General features: G+C 57.0%; 14 protein-coding genes and 1 riboswitch. Of the genes, 3 read left to right on the top strand and 11 right to left on the bottom strand.

Features of this window, described 5'->3' with window-relative positions; all coding sequences use genetic code 11:
• Window positions 1–59 precede the first annotated feature (59 nt).
• Window positions 60–1,481, bottom strand: a complete 1,422-nt coding sequence (locus tag I6L34_RS18330; protein ID WP_216955122.1) for a sigma-54 dependent transcriptional regulator — start codon at window positions 1,479–1,481, stop codon at window positions 60–62.
• Window positions 1,482–1,749: 268 nt separating this feature from the next.
• Window positions 1,750–2,628: a DUF2726 domain-containing protein gene (locus I6L34_RS18325; protein WP_216955121.1), complete on the bottom strand. Its 879-nt coding sequence runs from the start codon at window positions 2,626–2,628 to the stop codon at window positions 1,750–1,752.
• A gap of 196 nt (window positions 2,629–2,824) precedes the next feature.
• On the opposite strand from I6L34_RS18325, the gene I6L34_RS18320 reads away from it, so the two are divergent.
• The 3 genes from I6L34_RS18320 to ppx all read left to right on the top strand — a co-directional run bounded on the left by I6L34_RS18320 (window position 2,825) and on the right by ppx (window position 6,964).
• The gene (locus tag I6L34_RS18320; protein ID WP_005350673.1) at window positions 2,825–3,340 is read left to right on the top strand and encodes a glycine cleavage system protein R; all 516 of its coding nucleotides are present in this window, start codon (window positions 2,825–2,827) and stop codon (window positions 3,338–3,340) included.
• A 74-nt stretch (window positions 3,341–3,414) separates the two neighbouring features.
• Window positions 3,415–5,484, top strand: a complete 2,070-nt coding sequence (gene ppk1 / locus I6L34_RS18315; RefSeq protein ID WP_005350671.1) for a polyphosphate kinase 1 — start codon at window positions 3,415–3,417, stop codon at window positions 5,482–5,484.
• On the top strand, window positions 5,474–6,964 hold the full coding sequence (gene ppx, locus I6L34_RS18310) for an exopolyphosphatase (RefSeq protein ID WP_204483821.1): 1,491 nt from the start codon (window positions 5,474–5,476) through the stop codon (window positions 6,962–6,964). Before ppk1 ends, ppx begins: the two co-directional genes overlap by 11 nt.
• A gap of 60 nt (window positions 6,965–7,024) precedes the next feature.
• Here the strand turns inward: ppx and mgtE are convergent, their stop codons facing one another.
• The 9 genes from mgtE to flgE all read right to left on the bottom strand — a co-directional run bounded on the left by mgtE (window position 7,025) and on the right by flgE (window position 18,031).
• Window positions 7,025–8,368, bottom strand: a complete 1,344-nt coding sequence (gene mgtE, locus I6L34_RS18305; protein WP_058056049.1) for a magnesium transporter — start codon at window positions 8,366–8,368, stop codon at window positions 7,025–7,027.
• A 122-nt stretch (window positions 8,369–8,490) separates the two neighbouring features.
• Window positions 8,491–8,660: riboswitch (M-box (ykoK) riboswitch) on the bottom strand.
• A 183-nt stretch (window positions 8,661–8,843) separates the two neighbouring features.
• The gene (gene flgL / locus I6L34_RS18300; protein WP_058056048.1) at window positions 8,844–10,049 is read right to left on the bottom strand and encodes a flagellar hook-associated protein FlgL; all 1,206 of its coding nucleotides are present in this window, start codon (window positions 10,047–10,049) and stop codon (window positions 8,844–8,846) included.
• A gap of 4 nt (window positions 10,050–10,053) precedes the next feature.
• Window positions 10,054–12,057: a flagellar basal body rod C-terminal domain-containing protein gene (locus I6L34_RS18295; RefSeq protein WP_216955120.1), complete on the bottom strand. Its 2,004-nt coding sequence runs from the start codon at window positions 12,055–12,057 to the stop codon at window positions 10,054–10,056.
• A gap of 3 nt (window positions 12,058–12,060) precedes the next feature.
• Entirely contained in the window at window positions 12,061–13,134 is a 1,074-nt protein-coding gene (gene flgJ, locus I6L34_RS18290; RefSeq protein ID WP_069527143.1) for a flagellar assembly peptidoglycan hydrolase FlgJ, read from the bottom strand.
• 43 nt (window positions 13,135–13,177) lie between these two features.
• Window positions 13,178–14,275, bottom strand: coding sequence for a flagellar basal body P-ring protein FlgI (locus I6L34_RS18285; RefSeq protein WP_005350664.1), 1,098 nt, complete (start codon window positions 14,273–14,275; stop codon window positions 13,178–13,180).
• Between the two features lie 8 nt (window positions 14,276–14,283).
• Entirely contained in the window at window positions 14,284–14,955 is a 672-nt protein-coding gene (gene flgH / locus I6L34_RS18280) for a flagellar basal body L-ring protein FlgH (protein WP_005334152.1), read from the bottom strand.
• 14 nt (window positions 14,956–14,969) lie between these two features.
• Window positions 14,970–15,758 (bottom strand): flagellar basal-body rod protein FlgG, encoded by a 789-nt coding sequence (gene flgG / locus I6L34_RS18275; RefSeq protein WP_005334158.1) that lies wholly within the window; start codon window positions 15,756–15,758, stop codon window positions 14,970–14,972.
• A gap of 14 nt (window positions 15,759–15,772) precedes the next feature.
• Complete coding sequence (gene flgF, locus I6L34_RS18270) at window positions 15,773–16,519, bottom strand: flagellar basal-body rod protein FlgF (protein WP_005334159.1); 747 nt, start codon at window positions 16,517–16,519, stop codon at window positions 15,773–15,775.
• A 144-nt stretch (window positions 16,520–16,663) separates the two neighbouring features.
• Window positions 16,664–18,031, bottom strand: coding sequence for a flagellar hook protein FlgE (gene flgE, locus I6L34_RS18265; RefSeq protein ID WP_019446134.1), 1,368 nt, complete (start codon window positions 18,029–18,031; stop codon window positions 16,664–16,666).
• Between the last annotated feature and the right edge of the window lie 9 nt (window positions 18,032–18,040).

Here is an 18,040-nt window from a genome sequence, read left to right as displayed (position 1 = left end):
GCCACTAAATTATTTCAATTAAAACAATAGATTGAATGTTGGCGTCAAGGCTTTGACCATTAGACGTCCTTGCTCATCCCGTACTTTTTCATCTTCTCCACCAAAGTGGTACGGCGCATGCCGAGCAGATCGGCGGCGCGGGCCACCACCCCGTCCTGAGACTCCAGCGCCTGACGGATCAGCTCGACTTCGAGGTCGGCCAGCATCTCTTTGAGGTTGACCCCCTCCTCCGGCAACTGCATGGTACGAGCCGAGGCGAGGGAGTGATCCAGCTCGGGCGGATCCTGAAACACCGCCGCCAACGCATCCCGTTCATCCATCTCGGTCAGCCGCTCATCCCGCGGCTCACTCGGCAGCAGGCGATAACGGCTCGGCAGATCGGCCACATCGACGATCTGGTGCGGGTAGAGGATCAACAGCCGCTCCAGCAGGTTGGAGAGCTCGCGCACGTTACCGGGCCAGGGGTACTGCATCAGTGACTCCAGCGCCCGCTGAGTCAGCCGAATAAAGCCGTGGTGCTGCTCGGCATGGCGATTGAGCAGCTCCTGCAGCAGCAGCGGGATGTCGTCGATGCGATCCCGTAGCGGCGGCGTCTCTATGGGGAAAACGTTGAGGCGGTAGTAGAGATCTTCGCGGAAACCCTGAGTGCGGATCATCGCCTCCAGATCCCGGTGGGTCGCCGCAATGATGCGCACATCGGCCTGAATGGGCTTGCCGCCACCGACCCTGTCGAACAACCGCTCCTGCAACACCCGCAGCAATTTGACCTGCATCGGCATCGGCATATCGCCGATCTCGTCGAGGAACAGAGTGCCCCCCTGCGCCAGCTCGAAACGACCGCGACGAGCCGCGATGGCGCCGGTAAAAGCCCCCTTCTCGTGGCCAAACAGTTCGCTCTCCAGCAATTCGGCCGGAATAGCGCCGCAGTTGATGGGCACGAAGGGGCCTTGGCTTCGGGAAGAGAGTTCGTGGATGGCGCGAGCCACCACCTCTTTACCGGTGCCGGACTCGCCGAGGATCAGCACGTTGGCATCGGTCTCGGCCACCTGGCTGATGAGGCGGCGTACCTCCTGGATCCCCTTCCCTTTACCCACCAGCAAGCGCAGCAGGGCCTGCCCCTTGTCATGGGTCTGCTGACGGGGATGCAAGGAGACGAACGCCTGACAGAAGTGCAAATGACGGGTAAGGGATTCATAGGTAAAGGGCGAGAGCGCGACCCCGATAAAGTTGCTGTTGGGCAGATCGACCTCAACCAGCGAGAGGAAGGGGGTACGGGGGAAGACTGCCAGCAGCTCTGACAAGGGACGGTCGGTCAGCTCACCCACCAGCACCCCTTGCAGCGGTCCGGAGGATTCGATGGCCACATCCAGATCGCTTTGTGCCACCTCCTGCCACGGGATCCCCATAAACGAGAGCACGGTTCCCAACTGTTGGCGCCGCTGCGCATCGGCATCAACAATCAACACGCCCATCTCCACCATATCCATTCCTCGCGATGTCCTGAACTAACTTATTGTTTTATTTGATGATAAAACAGCTACCGACTGTCTTTTTGCTGGCACACAAAGTGCCAAAATTCCGACACATTGTCAAAAATTGTCGTATTCAGGCTAAGTGTATCGACAGAAACGAGAGATTAGATAAATTTTGCCGAGGAATTTTCTGCATTGGCGCCGTTAACAAACGCCGCCAATAGCGGAAAGAAAACTGCCCTCGTCAGAGGGCAGCATGGGACACGGTGAAGCGCATTCAGTGGCGATTATGGTGGTGCGGCGCCGCGTACCGACACTCGGGAAAACGGCTGCAAGCCAGAAAGAGCCGACCGGCGTGGGGGCCTTTTTTCGCCTCCCGCTCCACCAGCGGCGCATCACAGCGGGGGCAGTGGTGTACTTCATGCTCCTCGTCATCCTCTACATCGGCGAACAGGCTATCGACCAACTCCCCCTCACTCTGTGGCGCCTCCACCATCCCCTTGGCCTGAATGGCGGGCTCGTGGAGCGACGCATGCGAGATCGCCTCGGCATGGGCAGTACGGCCACGCATCCCGGCACCGACATCCACGCCGTCCAGCAGCAGAGGGTTGAACGTCGGCTCGCGGCGCGCCCCGTGCGGCAAATCGTCGATCAATGGTTCGCTGGTTTTGACCAGCAGCGGCAGGATCTGTTCGCGCAGCTCTTCCACCAGATAGCTGGCACTTGCCGGGATCTGCAGCAACGGCAGACCGGCGCTGTCGCAGGCGGTTTTCAGAAAGAGATCCCGCGCCTTGCGCTTCTGGTGACGATGGGAGCTGTCATCGAGTTCGATGGCGCAGATAAAGGAGAGATCCGCGGGGTGGCAAAGCAGATAGTCGAAATGCTTGGCGCTGATCTTGTTGAAGTACTGCTGCCATTTGCTTTTGCCGATCCCGGCCTGCGGCGTCAGCACATCGGCCACCCGCACCTTGGCAAAGACCCGGGCCTTGTCACCCACCGCCAGATCCAGCACCCCGAGGAAGGATCGCTCGGCGGGACTGAACAGGGTCTCCTGCACATCATAGGGCAGGCGCTTTTGCTGTCTGCCTTTGCTCCAGAAGATCGCCAGCACAAGCAGCGCCAGCAACAACAATCCCGATAGGACAAGGGTATTCATGAGAGCACGATCCAGTTCACGACACGAAAGGGGAATCACTTTACCACAGCCGCCACGAAGCAAGGCAGCAGACCCGTGTATAGAAAGTGAAAAGTCCCGTCTTTTTATCTATTTGTCAGCAGGCGGGGGTTCATATGACCAGCCCCAGCAGGCACAATAGGGATAGAGCAAGAAATCCCATTTCAAGGAGAGCAGGATGCAAAAGCAATTGGTGGTCACCGTGATCGGTGCAGACAAACCCGGGATCGTCGAGAGTCTGGCAGCAGTCATCAGCCGCGAGCAGGGCAACTGGCTGGGCAGCGCCATGAGCGAACTGGCGGGACAGTTTGCCGGTATCCTCCATGTCTCTGTCCCCGATGAGCACTATCGCAGCCTGTGCGAAGCGCTAGCCCTGCTACCGGGCCTGACCATCAGCTTTGCCGAAGGGACACCGACCACCGAGCCAGCCCATCAAGTCATGATGACGGTGACCGGCAACGACCGCCCCGGCATCGTCCATGAAGTAGCCAGCATCCTGCGCCAGCTCGAGATCAACGTGGCCGATCTCACCACCGGCTGTGAACCGGCTCCCCACTCCGGCGCCCCGCTCTTCTATGCCCATGCACTGGTTGCCCTGCCCGACGGGCTCGCGATGGATACGCTTATCACCGCGCTGGAATCCCTCTCCGACGATCTGGTGGTAGACATCGACGAAGCGTTCAGCGAGCAGTAACAATACTGTCATTTATTTGTCATATATTAACGCCATAACTGCCGCGCAGACGCGACCTGAAACAGAGGCACAAGATGAGCACCGACAAGCAGTATGAAGAGAAAGAGCTGAGCTGGCTCTCATTCAATGAACGGGTGTTGCAAGAGGCAATGGACAAGACGGTGCCCCTCATCGAGCGGGTTCGTTTTCTGGGGATCTTCTCCTCCAACCAGGATGAGTTCTTCAAGGTACGGGTATCGGACGTCAAGCGCCGCATCCTCATCAATGAAGTACATGGTGGCGACGATGAAGCGAAAGTGCTGCTGCGCGCCATCCAGCAAAAAGTGATGGCGCTCGGTGAAGCGTTCGACAACACCTACAAGGAGCTGTTGATTGCGCTCGCTCGCCACAACATCTTTCTGGTCAACGAGAACCAGCTCTCCGATGCCATTCAGAAATGGCTGCGGGTCTTCTTCAAGGAGAAGGTGCTGCGTCACATCATCCCGATCCTGCTCAACAAAGAGGTCAATCCGGTCAAATTCCTCAAGGATGAGTACACCTATCTGGCCATCGAGATGAAGAAGAACGGTCAGGTGATCCAGTACGCCCTGGTGGAAGTGCCGACCGACGACCTGCCCCGCTTCTTCCAGCTGCCGCCGGAAGGGACCCGCCGCAAGAAGCAGATCATCATTCTGGATAACGTCATCCGCTTCTGTCTGGACGAGATTTTCAAAGGCTTCTTCGACTACGACGAGATTGCCGCCTATGCGGTGAAGCTGACCCGGGATGCCGAATATGATCTCTCCGACCAGCTGGACTTGAGCCTGGTGGACAAGATGAGTGACGGCTTGAAGCAGCGCCTCACCGCCATGCCGGTGCGCTTCGTCTACGAGCGGGAGATGCCCGCTGCCATGATTAGCTTCCTCAAGCTCAAGCTGCAGATCAGCTCCTACGACGCCATCATGCCGGGTGGGCGTTACCATAACTTCAAGGATTTCATCGGCTTCCCCAACGTGGGTCGTGACTATCTGGAAAACCCCAAGCTGCCGGCCCTGGATTGCCGCGATTTTGACGGCTTCGTCAACGCCTTCGATGCGATTACCAAGCAGGATATCCTGCTCTACTACCCGTACCACAAGTTCCACCACTTCACCGAGCTGGTGCGCCAGGCAGCGTTCGATCCGGCGGTGAGCGCCATTCGCATCAATATCTACCGGGTCGCCAAGAAGTCGCGGATCATCCACTCCCTCATCGATGCCGCCAACAACGGCAAGAAGGTGACCGTGGTGGTCGAGCTGCGCGCCCGTTTCGACGAGGCGGCCAACATCGACTGGGCCAACATCCTTACCGATGCCGGGGTCAAGGTGGTATTCGGGGTACCGAGCCTCAAGATCCACTCCAAGCTCTGCCTCATCACCCGCCACGAAAATGGCGAGGCGGTGCGCTATGCCCATATCGGTACCGGCAACTTCAACGAGAAGACCGCCAAGATCTACACCGACTTCTCGCTGCTCACCCGCAATCCGGATATCACCGCCGAAGTGGAAGGGGTGTTTGAATACATCGAGTACCCCTATAAGCGATACAAATTCAACCACCTGCTGGTCTCCCCCATCAACAGCCGCCGTCAGCTCTATCGCCTCATCGACAACGAGCTCTCCAACGCCAAGGCAGGCCAGCCGAGCGGTATCATCCTCAAGATCAACAATCTGGTGGACAAGGATCTCATCAACCGCCTCTATGCCGCCGGTCAGGCCGGGGTGCCGATCCAGATGATCATCCGTGGCATGTGCGCCCTGCGTCCGGGCGTACCGGGTCTCAGTGACAACATCAAGGTGATCAGCATCATCGACCGCTTCCTCGAGCACCCGCGGGTGATGGTGTTCCACAACAAGGGCAACCCCCAGCTCTATATCTCCAGCGCCGACTGGATGAGCCGCAATATCGACGGCCGGATCGAGGTGGGTACCCCCATTTATGACGAGCGCCTCAAGCAGCGCATCATGGACATTCTCGAACTACAACTGAGTGATACCTGCAAGGCGCGGGTCATTGATGCCGACCAGCAGAACGAATATGTGAAGCGGGGCAACCGCCGCAAGATCCGCTCTCAGGTGGCGATTTACGACTATCTCAAACGTATCGAGTCAAACAATGGACAATAGTCTCTATGCCGCCGTGGATCTCGGCTCCAACAGTTTTCATATGGTGATCGCCCATCTGAGCGAAGGGCGTTTTCGCATCGTCGATCGCATCAAGGAGCGAGTGCGGCTGGCGGAAGGGATGGATGAGCAGAAACGAATGAGCCCGGAGGCGATGGAACGCGGCCTCGCCTGTCTGTCACTGTTTGCCGAGCGGCTCACCAACATCAAACCGGATCAGATCCGCATCGCAGGTACCTATACCCTGCGCCGTGCCAGCAACGCGCGCGAATTTGTGAGTGAAGCAGCCAAGGTGCTCAACCACCCCATCGAGATCATCAGCGGGCAGGAAGAAGCACGGCTCATCTATCAGGGGGTTGCCCATACCCAGCATATCGAGGGCCAGGTACTGGTCATCGATATCGGCGGCGGCAGCACCGAGCTCATCATCGGTGAAGGGTTTGAACACAAGGCCCTCACCAGTCGCAAGATGGGCTGCGTCAGCTTTACCCAGAGCTTCTTTGCCAGCGGCAAGCTGAGCGACAAGCACTTCACCAATGCCGTGCTGGAGGCACAGCACCAGCTCGCCCCCATCGTCAACCAGTATCGCAAGCTGGGCTGGCAGAGCTGCCTTGGCAGCTCAGGTTCGATCCGCACCGTGCGCGACGTGCTGCAGGGGGAAGGGCTGACTGACGGCAGCATTACGCTGGAAGGGCTGGAGCGGCTCAAGGCGCTGATGATTGAGCGCAAGCGAGTCGATAACCTCAAACTGGTCGGGCTTACCGAGGAGCGTCAGGAGGTGTTTGCCGCCGCGGTCGCCATCCTGCTCGGGCTGTTTACCTCGCTGCCCATCGAGCGGCTCGACTACTCCGATGGTGCTCTGCGCGAAGGATTGCTGTATGAGTTCGAGGAGCGCTTGCAGCACCACGATATTCGCGAGCGTACCGCACAGGCGCTCGGTACCCACTACCGGATGGACCGCAAACAAGCCGCCCGGGTGGAGCAGAGCGTGCTGACGCTGTTCGATGCCTTGCAAGAGCCATGGCAGATGGAGGTAGAGCCCTATCGCGCCATCCTAGGCTGGGCGGCGCGGCTGCACGAAATTGGCCTTGCCATCAACTACAGCGGCATTCACCGCCACTCCGCCTATATCCTGCAACACACCGACCTGCCCGGCTTCAACCAGGACGATCAGGCTCTGCTGGCGGCACTGGTACGCTTTCAGCGCAAGGGGCTCAAGCTCTCCGAGCTGCCGCCCCTGCCCAACCACGACATGCAGACGGTGCTGCGCTGCATCCGCATCCTGCGCCTCGCGGTAGCCGCTCACCACAAGCGCCAGGACAACCTACTGCCTGAGTGGAAAGTCGCGGTACAAGGGGATCAGCTGGTCGTGACCCTGCCGATCGACTGGTGCGAGGAGAACCGTCTCCTGATGCAGAATCTGGAGAAGGAGCATCGTTATTGCCAGGAGCAGGGCTGGCCACTGTTGTTCCAGCTCGGCTAAACCGGAAAGATAAATGAAAAAGGCAGCCCACTGGCTGCCTTTTTCATCTCAATCTCCCGATTATTGCAACTCGGGCAACAACCACTTGGCCATCTCGAAGTAGATGATAAGGCCGGTGCCATCCACCAGTGTCGCGATGAATGGCGCAGAGACCACCGCAGGATCGATGCGGAAACGACGCAGCACCATGGGAATAATGGACGCGACCGTGGCACTCCAGAGCACGATGGCGATGATGGTAAAGGTCACAACCATGCCAATCTGTGGACCGACGCCAAGGCTCCATGCCCGCACCCAGGCTGCCATGGCAATGGCCCCCGAGATGAGCAGGCCAGTGGAGAGCTCCTTTTTCAGCACTGTGCCGAGATTGCGCAGACTCACCTCCCCGACCGCCATGGCACGTACTATGGTGGTGGTGATCTGGGTGCCGCTGTTACCGCCAGTACCGATCAGGAGCGGAATGAAGAAGGCCAGCGCAATGGCTGCTTCCAGCTGCTCCTCGAATGCCCGCAGCACAGTGCCGGTGTAGGCTTCCGCCACAAACAGGATGAGCAGCCAGCCCACCCGTTTGCGCCACAGCTGCCAGGGCGTCGCCTGCAAGTAAGGGGTATCGAGCGGTGATGATCCCCCCTGCATCTCGGCATCTTCGGTGGATTCGAGCTCCAGAATATCCGCCGCATCATCGACGTGGAAAATACCGACCAGTCGCCCCTGATCCTCGACCGGCAGGACCGAGAGATCGCGGTCGATGAGCAGGCGCGCTGCCAACTCCTGATCCGCACGGGCGTTGATCCGCACCGTCTCCCGATCCATCAGGGTCGCGACACTGGCCAGCGGGTCGGCGATCAGCAAGGTCTTGAGGGAGAGGCTCCCTTGCAGACGACCATCCCCGTTGACCACATAGATATGGCGAAACAGCTGGGCATTGTCCCAGGCATCGTGGATCAGCTGTTTGGCGTGACCGACCGTGTCCTCCTCCCGCACCGCCAGATATTCGTGGCGCATGTTGGCCCCCACCGACTCGGTGGGCCAATCCAGCAGGGAGTAATACATGGCCTGCGCCTGGGTCGGGAAGCGAGCCAGCAACATGGTGCGATCCTGACGGCTCAGTTTGCGCAGGATGGCGACCATCTCACGGCGGGGAATGGCCTCCTGCAACACGCTGACGATGCTGCCATGGAGCCGCTGCAACAGGCGCCCGGCACTCTCGGCCGAGAGTGAGCCGAGCAGTTCGGCACCTTGCGGAATTGGCAGGGTATCAAAGATACAGTTGAGCTCTTCCGGACGCAGGGTCAGCAGTTGATCGGCGCGCTGAACCGGATCCAGATTATGTTCCAGCCAACCCTGCAGGGCGGCCAGATCGAGCAGTTGGTGACGGTTAAGAATGGTATGTGTTTTCTTCATCACAGATATCCTCATGTGATTTCAGGCGAGCCTGAATGCCTCCGGAAATAGCCGGATGCAACGACAAGAAAACAGCAATTTGATTGACGAGTAATAGGCAGGAAATGACGCCGTTCGGCGTGTCATCATCCCCACGTACCAGCTTTAGCACTGTATAACGTATCCGGCATGCCGGAAGCCACTTGGGTTTACACCTTAATCCGATGAAAACTGTCCTGATCTTGGGCGTCTCTGGACGTCGTGAGATCAGTGGCCTGTGTTTATACAGGAGCCTCGCCTAACGAGATGCTGCAAATAATTCGCACAACCCTCTGTTGTGCGGGCGGCATGATTATCCAATCCCGCAGGGAGGTCAACCCCGCAACCACCATTAAATTGGCAACGGCAACAGCTTGTTACAATTGGCAGGAGATGACACGGAACCAATTTTCATAGTCTGGACAAAAGAAAAGGCCCCAAAGGGGCCCTTCTTTAATTAGCGAATATAGTCAAATAGTGTCAGACGGCTTATTTTGCTGAAAGAGAGTTGCGAGGCACTCAATGCCGCATCCTCTTTTGACAGCGCGGAAATCACTTCATAGAGATCCGCTTCCGACACCTTGGCTCTCGCCTCGGCGTTGAGGGTACTCAATCCCTCATTGGAGCCCATAGCCTGCTCCAGACTGTTCATCCGGCCGCCCAACTCACCCAACCCATGATCAATATTCAGGCGGGCATTTTTCATATGAACGGTGGCATCGGCTATTTTCTGCTCGAAGGCCTCGGCAGAAATAGCCGGATCTCGCAGAGCCGTAATAAAATCCGACATACCATTCAATATGTTGTCATTCTTCGGTGGATTGAGAGCAAACTGCTCAGAACTGCCCGCAGACGAGCTGACGGTCAATTCCAACCCATTGAAAGGGATCTTGGTGCCAGCAGTATAGTTACCCGTTTGCAGCGTGTTGCCACCGGCATCCTTGATATCATAGGTATCCGGTGGACCTATGGTGGTTGATACGGTATAGGTGTTGCTGGGTAGGGCCGAGTTATAATTGGACTTATAGAAATTATCAAAGTTACCCTGATCGCCTATCCCAACCTTGATATTTAATGTGGTTGCACTGGCAGTTCTTCTGGTCGCCACGATTTCAAACAGATCCTGCCCGGAATCATTGGCAGCGATTTGTACTGTGGGTGAGACCTGAATATTTCGCTGACCTGGATCACCCTGATAAATATATTTTCCGTTGACGTCTTTTATATATGGCTGGGTCTTGCTCTGATTGCCACCAAATATAAATTCACCCGATGAGTTTTTGCTATTCATCAGGTCGAACATCTGCTGCTGCAACCCTTCAAGCTCGCTGGCAATAGCCTTGCGATCATCGTCACTGATAGAGCCGTTATTAGACTTCTGGATCAGGGTCTGGGCACTGAGCATCGCCGTATTCAGAGAATCCAATACTGTCTCTTCATGCCCCAGGCTGTTTTCCAGCAAGCTGCCATTGACACTGTACTGCTTGAACAGGTCAATCTCCTTGGTCAGTGCCATCTTCTGGCTCATACCAGCCGGGTCTTCACCGGCAGTCTGAAATTTATTGCCGGTTTGCAGTTGTTGATAGGCAGTATTCAACCGCTCGTTGGCACTGTTGAGGGAATAGATATTCCGGTCGTAGATCATGTTGGTGGTGATGCGCATGACGTTACCTCACGGAAGAGAGCAGTGTATCGAAAATGGTTTTGGCCGTGCTGACGATTTGCGCCGATGCCGCATAGGATTGCTGGAAGCGGATCAGATTGGCCGCCTCCTCCTCCAGATTGACCCCAGACACGCTTTCAAAGATGCCGGCGCTCTGGATAAGCTTGGACTCATTGGCCTTGAGCAGCGTTTTTGCCTGACTGGTATTGTTACCCACTTCCATCACCAACCCGGAATAGGCCTGATTGAAGGTCATCTTGTCGTTGGTCGTCCCACCATTGGTGCTCTTGCGCACCAGATCCTTGTTTTGCAGCTCGGCCAGAACCAGGCCATTGCTGTTATCGGCAAAGCCATTGTTGTTGTAACTGAGCTTGAAGCTGTCACCGGCATCCACCGTTCCGGTGATGCTGAACTCGTAGCCTGGCGCCTGTTTCGGGTTGGCATAGACTGCAGCTCCGGCGGGGAAAGGGTTAACGATAGCCGACATCAGGTTTTGCCCCTTGCTGCTCGCGGGGGCCGTGCCAATCAAGGTAGTGCCATCGGCTTGAAACACCTGATAGTTACCACTGCCATCGATTTTGACCACCTGAGGCGCTGTCGGGCTCAGACTATTGGTACCAAAACCTGACCCCGCACCTGTATTGAATACGCCACCCAGTTTGATATCCGCCCCGCCGCCATTATTGGTGGTCTTTTCCGCTTTAAGCGGAGAGGCCAGGGCCAAATCTTCCGGTCGAGTGATCAGCTGACCCAGACCGGCGGCCGCACTTTTGGTGGGTTGCAGCAACAGTTTGTCACCCGCAGCCGGCGTGCCGGTGAGATCGATCGAGATCCCGTGCCCAGTCAGCTCAAAGGTTGTTGGTGGGGTAGCCCCCGCAGTGATCAAGGTACGATTGCCAGACTTGTCCAGCGAAAACACCTCATAACCAGTGGCACTGCTAAATTGCACTTCGTAATCAAACGGGGTCACTGATGTCCCCTTGCCCGGCACGAAGCTGACATTCGCCCCGACCGTCCCGGTGTTATTGCCGTAGGGTAAGCCCTTGCTGGCAGGCAGGGTGAAAATATCGCCGCCAATCTCGTTATCCAGATCCATCCCGAGGCGGTTCTGCTGGTTCATCGCATCCGCCATCGCCACGGCCAGCTGCCCCAGTTCGCGCTTGGTCGGCTCAAGGTCGGTACGCGCCTTGAACAGCCCCCCCATGGCACCACCAAACGTATCGTGATCGATGGTTGCCTTGTTCGCCCCCAGGGTCAGCTGCAGCTCCTGATCCCGGGAGTCAGGATCTCCTGCAATCACCTTGAACTGGGCGACGCCCCCATCGAGGATCAACGAATGACCAGTGCTCATATTGACCAGCATGCTGCCGTTGGGTTGAGCTACGGTGCGAATATCCATCTTCTCCGACAGCTGGCGGATCGCCTCATCCCGTTGATCAAACAGCATCAGGTTCTCTTCGGGTGACCCCTGGGTGCGGATGATGGCCTGATTAAGATCATTGATGCTGGTGAGCAGGCTGTTGACCTGCTTGGTTTCATCTTCAATGCGGGTGTTGAGGGTATCGCTCTGCTTGTCGAGCTGCGCAGAGAGGGTATGAAAACGGTTGACCATGCCACTCAACTCCGTCATCACCACCTTGCGCCCACCGATCTCGGCAGGCGATTCATTGGCAGAGTGAAATGACTTGAAGTAGGAGGTGATGGCCGCGCCCACGCTGTTGCTGGTATCCCCAAGCAAGCTGTCAACGCCAGCCAGCTGTTCATAATGGGTCAGGGAGGCATGATAGGCAGAGGTATCACGGCGCACCTCCCCCTGCATATAGTCGTTGATCACCCGCTGGGTCTTGATGTCACCGGTCCCCAGACCGATGGTATTGGTATACACCAGCGTACGCTCACGCACATAGCCCTGGCTATTGACGTTCACTATGTTGTTACTGGTGGTCTGCAGCAGGCGTTGCTGTGCCAGCACGCCCGATGAACCAATCCCAAGCAGGTCGCTTGCCATACGTTACAGCTCCATCTCGTTGTATTGGGCAATGGCATCACTGCGCAATACCTGTTTCAATTTTCTGGCGTAGTGCGGGTCGGTGGCATAACCCGCCTGTTGCAGCGCCTCAAAGTAGCGATCGGGACTATCCACCTTCGCCAGGGCTCCCTTGTAGCGAGAGCCGGAAGTGAGGAAGTCCACATAGTCGTTGAAGCTCTCTTCAAACGACTCATAGGAGCGAAATGCCGCTTTCTGGCGGGAGGCGACGCCTTGCTCATACTCGAGCGTGCTGACCACCGCCTTTGGCCCTTCCCAGCGTGGATCGGCCTTGATGCCAAACAGGTTATGGGTCACCTGCCCCTCGCCATCCTTGATCACCCGCTTGCCCCAACCGCTCTCCAGTGCCGCCTGAGCGACCAGTACCGCCGGGCTTAACCCCAACTTGTCGGCCGCTTTCTTGGCTAGCGGCATCAGGCGATTAACGAACTCTTCCGGTGTATCGAACTCTTTGCCCCCACTACCGGTGGCACTGCCCTCTTCGCTGGCCATGCGTCCCATGGGCGGAATGCTGCGGTGCGGTCGACGGGGCATAGTGAGTGCGTGGCTCTCCTTGACCCCCTCGGTCATCTCTCTTTCAGCAAAATCTTTGCCAACTTTTGATGCCGCGATCAAATCATCGGCAGCGGCCGTGGGTGGCTGATAGGGTTTGTAGGTCCGTTCGGTACGCTGCGGCATCTTGAGCACCCGTCCATCCTGATGGGTAAAGGTCTCGGGAGAGAGCTGCTTGGCCACCATGTCAGCCAATCCCAGCCCTCCCTTGCTGGACATGTCGGCAACCCGCTGCTCATCAAGCATCCCTTCATAGAACTGGGTATAGCTGCTGTTCATCGGGTTGTCCTGAGTCAACACCCCGTTGGCCTGACGCATGCTCTGAAACAGCATCTGGGTAAAGATTGACTCGAACTGGCGTGAGGCACTCTTGAGCGCTTCGGCCTGCCCCTCTTTGCTTTGGCTCATCTGGCGCAGACGGTCCAGGTTCTTGATGTCCTGTACCATCCCGAGATTCATGCCGCTGTTGCTGTCAAACTCCGCCATTTTGCTTACCTCATTGCCACCCGTGGCAACCACTTGCCGCTTGTTACAATATGACCAGTTGCCCCTCGATGGCGCCTGCCTGCTGCAGCGCCTCAAGGATGGCCATCAAATCACCGGGGGCGACCCCGACCTGATTGACCGCCCGGACCAAATCGTCCAGGGTCGCACCGGTATCAAACTTGAACATCCGCCCCGGCTCCTGCTGGACATTGATGGTCGAGTTGTTGGTCACCGTCGTCTCTCCTCCCGCCAACGGGTTGGGCTGGGAGACCTGCTGGTTTTCGGCGATGGTCACCGTCAACCCGCCATGGCTGATGGCCGCCGGTTTGAGCTTGACTTGACTGCCGATCACTATGGTGCCAGTGCGGGAGTTGACAATGATCTTGGCCGCCTCATTGGCCGGATCCACCTCCAGATTCTCGATGGTGGCGAGATAGGAGACGCGCTGACCCGGATCCCGCGGGGCATAGACCTTGACCGAGGTAGCATCGAGCGCCTGAGCGGTATTGGGCCCCACCAGATCGTTGACCACATCGGCCAGACGGCGCGCCGTAGTAAAGTCGGGGCGGTTAAGGTTGAAGGTGATGGTGTCACCCTGACTGAAGGAGTTGGGCACCTCTCGCTCCACGGTCGCACCGTTGGCAATCCGCCCGACGGTCGGGGTATTGATCACCACCTTGGAACCATCAGCCCCCTCGGCCCCCAGACCACCGACCACCAGACTGCCCTGGGCGACCGCATAAACCCGCCCATCGAGCCCTTTCAGGAAGCTCTGCAGCAGAGTGCCGCCCCGCAGGCTCTTGGCCTCGCCAATGGCAGAGACCGTCACATCGATGGTCTGGCCCGGCTTGGAAAAGGGGGGCAGGTCGGCATGGATCGCCACCGGCGCCACATCCTTGATCTTGGGCTTGATGTTATCCGGCACCTTGATACCAAAGTTGTTGAGCATGGTACGGAAGGTCTGCTCGGTGAAGGCGTTGTTCTTCTCGCCAGTGCCGGGTAACCCCACCACCAGACCGTAACCAATCAGCTGGTTGTTACGCACCCCTTCAACCGAGCTGATGTCCTTGATCCGGGCCGCATTGGCCACGCCCAAGGGCAGCAGACAGCAGAGCAGTGTGACAAGACGGAGTGACTTCATAACATCTCCTAGAGCGGCCACCAGGGACCATTGAAAAAGCTGGTAAGCCACCCTTGCTCCTGGCTATTGGCCAGATCGCCGGTACCACCGTAGTAAATGCGGGCATTGGCCACTTTCTGGGATGAAACGCTGTTATCCGACGTCACATCCTCCGGGCGAATAAGGCCGGTGATCCGGATATATTCATTGCCATTATTGAGCATGATCCACTTCTCGCCACGCACCACCAGATTGCCGTTGGGCAGCACCTTGGCCACGCTGACCGAGATATTGCCCTGCAGGCTGTTGCTCTGGTCCGCTTTGGCCTGCCCCTTGAACGCGCTGTTCTGACCAATGGAAGCCGAAAGATCATAGGGGCTGGCGGTGACCGGCACGCCACCCAGCTTGACCGGATCCAGATTGAATTTATTGTCCTTGCCACTCTGGGTATTGGCCTTTTTCGAGGCGGAGGTCGACTCCGACAACTCGATGGTAATGATGTCGCCTACCTTGTGCGCCTTGATATCCGAATAGATGCCATTGACCTGATCCGGCTGGAAAATAGCCCCTGTCGGCCGCACCGACACCGGCTCCGACTCCCCGTAGACGGGGGAAAACTCGGGATCATCAGGCTTGGGCGTATTGGGAGTGCTGCTACACCCACCCAGCACCAACAATCCCAGCATCCATACGGCTTTCATCATGCACCTCCTAATTAGGTACGCTGGATCAGGAAGGACATCATGCCGTCCACGGCGGAGAGCACCTTGGAGTTCATCTCGTAGACCCGCTGAGCCTGAATGAGATTCACCAGTTCTTCGGTCACGTTGACGTTGGAAGTCTCCAGCATCCCCTGCTTGATCACCCCCAAGCCATCGGCACCGGCAGTCCCCTGGGCGGCAGCACCACTGGATTGGGTCTCGACGAACATGTTCTCCCCCATCGGCTGCAAGCCGCTGGCGTTGACGAAGTCGGAGATGTTGATCTGACCGACGACCTGAGAAGCGCCATCGCCCTTGAGCTGCACCGAGACCTGGCCATCTTCACCCACCGTAACGCTCTGGGCGTTTTCCGGGATCTGGATTTCCGGTTGCAGCGGGTAACCATTACCCGGCGTCACTATGGTCCCTTCATCGTTAAGGGTGAACTGACCGTTGCGGGTATAGGCCGCACTACCATCCGGCAGCTGAATTTCAAAGTAACCACGACCACTGATCATCAAATCGAGCGAGTTGTCAGTGGTTTGTACGTTGCCCTGGCTGTGGTTTTTCTGGGTCGCCACCACCTTGGCACCCGCCCCCAGCATCAAGCCGGAGGGGAGCTCGGTATCGGCAGAAGAGCGGCCACCGGGCTGGTTGATATTTTGATACAGCAGATCTTCAAAGATGGCCCGTGACTTTTTAAAGCCCACGGTGCTGGCGTTCGCCAAGTTGTTCGAGGTGACCGAAATATTGGTCTGCTGTGCATCCAACCCGGTCTTGCTGATCCAGAGTGCGGGATTCATAGGTAACTCCTTGATTAGCTGATTCGCAGTAGTTGGGTTTGAGCTTCATCATTCTCTTCGGCCGTCTTCATGATTTTGACCTGGGTTTCGAACTGGCGTTGCAGCCGGATCAGGTTGGTCATCTCATCCACCACATTGACGTTGCTCCCCTCAAGGGAGCCGGCAATCAGGCCAACGTTGGCAGAGGCGGGTTCATTCTGGCCATCTTTGCGGCGAAACAGACCATCTTGGCCCTTCTCCACCGCATCAGCGGCCGGGTTGACCAGCTTGATCCGCTGAAAATCTTCCGGCAAGTTGGCGGCAGCCCCCTCAGGACGACCGCTGATGGTGCCATCCCGATTGATCTCGAGTTTCTCCATCGGCATAGGCAACACGATTGGCTGACCACCGTCATCCACCACATTCAGTCCGGTCGAGGTCTGCAAGTTGCCGGTCGCATTGACCTGCAAATTCCCCATGCGGGTATAGGCCTCACCGCCCTTGGGATCCTGCACGGCAATCCAGCCCGGCCCATCCACCGCCACGTCCAGATCCCGTCCGGTGGTCATCAGCATGCCATGCTGCAGGTTCTGCCCCGGGCGCTCAGCCATGGCAAACACCCGGCTTGGCAAGCCCTCTCCGAACGCCTGCATGCTTCTCGCCTGCTCAAAATCGGACTTGAAGCCGGTGGTATTGGCATTGGCGAGGTTGTTGCCCCGAACAGCCAGGCTGTTCATGGTCTCTTTGGCCCCGGACATGGCGATATAAAGCAGGTGATCCATGGAATTCTCCGTCAAACAGATGACTCTGACAGAAGAAATGCAATTAGAGTGCCAACAGCAGAAATATGGGGGGAGAAGGAGGATTGGAATGCGACAGAAACAGAGAGGGGGCCAAGCCCCCTCTCATTATCATGTATTGTGCAATTAACGGATCTGCAGGATGGTCTGCTGTAGCGAACTATTGACCTCCAGAGAACGGGAGTTGGCCTGGAAGTTACGCTGAGCAGTGATCAGGTCCACAAGCTCCGAGGTCAAATCCACGTTGGACTGCTCTAGGGAGGATGATTTGATGGTGCCAAATGTCCCTGAGTTTGGCGTCCCCGGCAAGGCATCGCCAGAGAGCAGAGACTGACGCCAAGAGGTATCACCAACCTGAGTCAATCCTTGTGAGTTGGCAAACTTGGCCATTGCCACCATGGCTACCTTGATGGTGGTTGCGTTACTGTAAGTCGCGGACACGATACCATCCGGAGTAATCTCCACCTTGGTCAAACGACCGACAGTGGAACCATCCTGAGTCAACTTGTTGACTTCAAACGGTGAAGCATACTGGGTCACCGTTCCGAAGTTGATATCCACCTGCTGAGTGGGATCTGCACCATTGGTGATAATGCCAGCGCCTGTCGGGGGCGCGGCTCCCAATTGCTCTGTCTTGATGGTCGCCGGTGTAGTCGGGGTAATCATCTTGCCATCAGCCCCGAAGGTAACTCTTGCGCCAGCAGGCGCCTGACTCAAACCAGTCGCCATAGTGGGTGTGACACCACCGACAATATCAATAGGCTTATCACCTTGGTAGAGGTACATACGCCAAGCAGTAGGATTGGCGGGTTTGGTCAGATCTGCCGGGTCAGCCTCTTTGACAAAATATTGCGTGATGGTATGCGGCTCACCCAGTGAGTCATAAATCACCACAGAAGTTGAAGAGGAATATGTTTTCGAATCTTTGGGGTCAAAAGTAGATGCATCACCCACCGCATTACCTGCGGGCAGGGGCGCCGCTGTCGATGGCAGGTTGAAACTGGCGTCAATCTTGGTTGTCTTGATTGGTTCACCGGCCTTGTCAGGTATCTGAATCGGCTTGGTCGCATTGATACTTACCGCCTTGGGCGTGCCATCAGCGTTGATTTCGTAACCTTGCAGATAATGGCCCTGATTGTTGACCATATAGCTGTTTTCATTGAGCTTGAAGGCACCGGCACGGGTGTAGGTGCGATCCAGGTTGGTCAGACCGTCAGAGGTCACAAAGAAGCCGTTACCCTGAATAGCCAGATCCAGTGCGTTATTGGTAAATTGCAGCGCCCCCTGGTGGAACTGCTGAGCAACTGCACCTGTCGCTACACCGTTACCGACCTGGGTCTTGGCATTGACAAAGATGGAGTTGGCGTAGACATCCGCAAACTCGGCACGGGACTCTTTAAAGCCCATGGTGTTAACGTTGGCAATGTTGTTGGCGGTGACGTTCAAGTCTTTTTGTGCCGCGTTGACACCGCTCAAGGCATTGTTAAATGACATATCCAGCTC

The organism is Aeromonas sp. FDAARGOS 1404 (assembly GCF_019047085.1).
Lineage (GTDB): Bacteria > Pseudomonadota > Gammaproteobacteria > Enterobacterales > Aeromonadaceae > Aeromonas > Aeromonas veronii.
The sequence above is the reverse complement of the archived record's forward strand: the minus strand, read 5'-3'. Positions and strand labels throughout refer to the sequence as shown.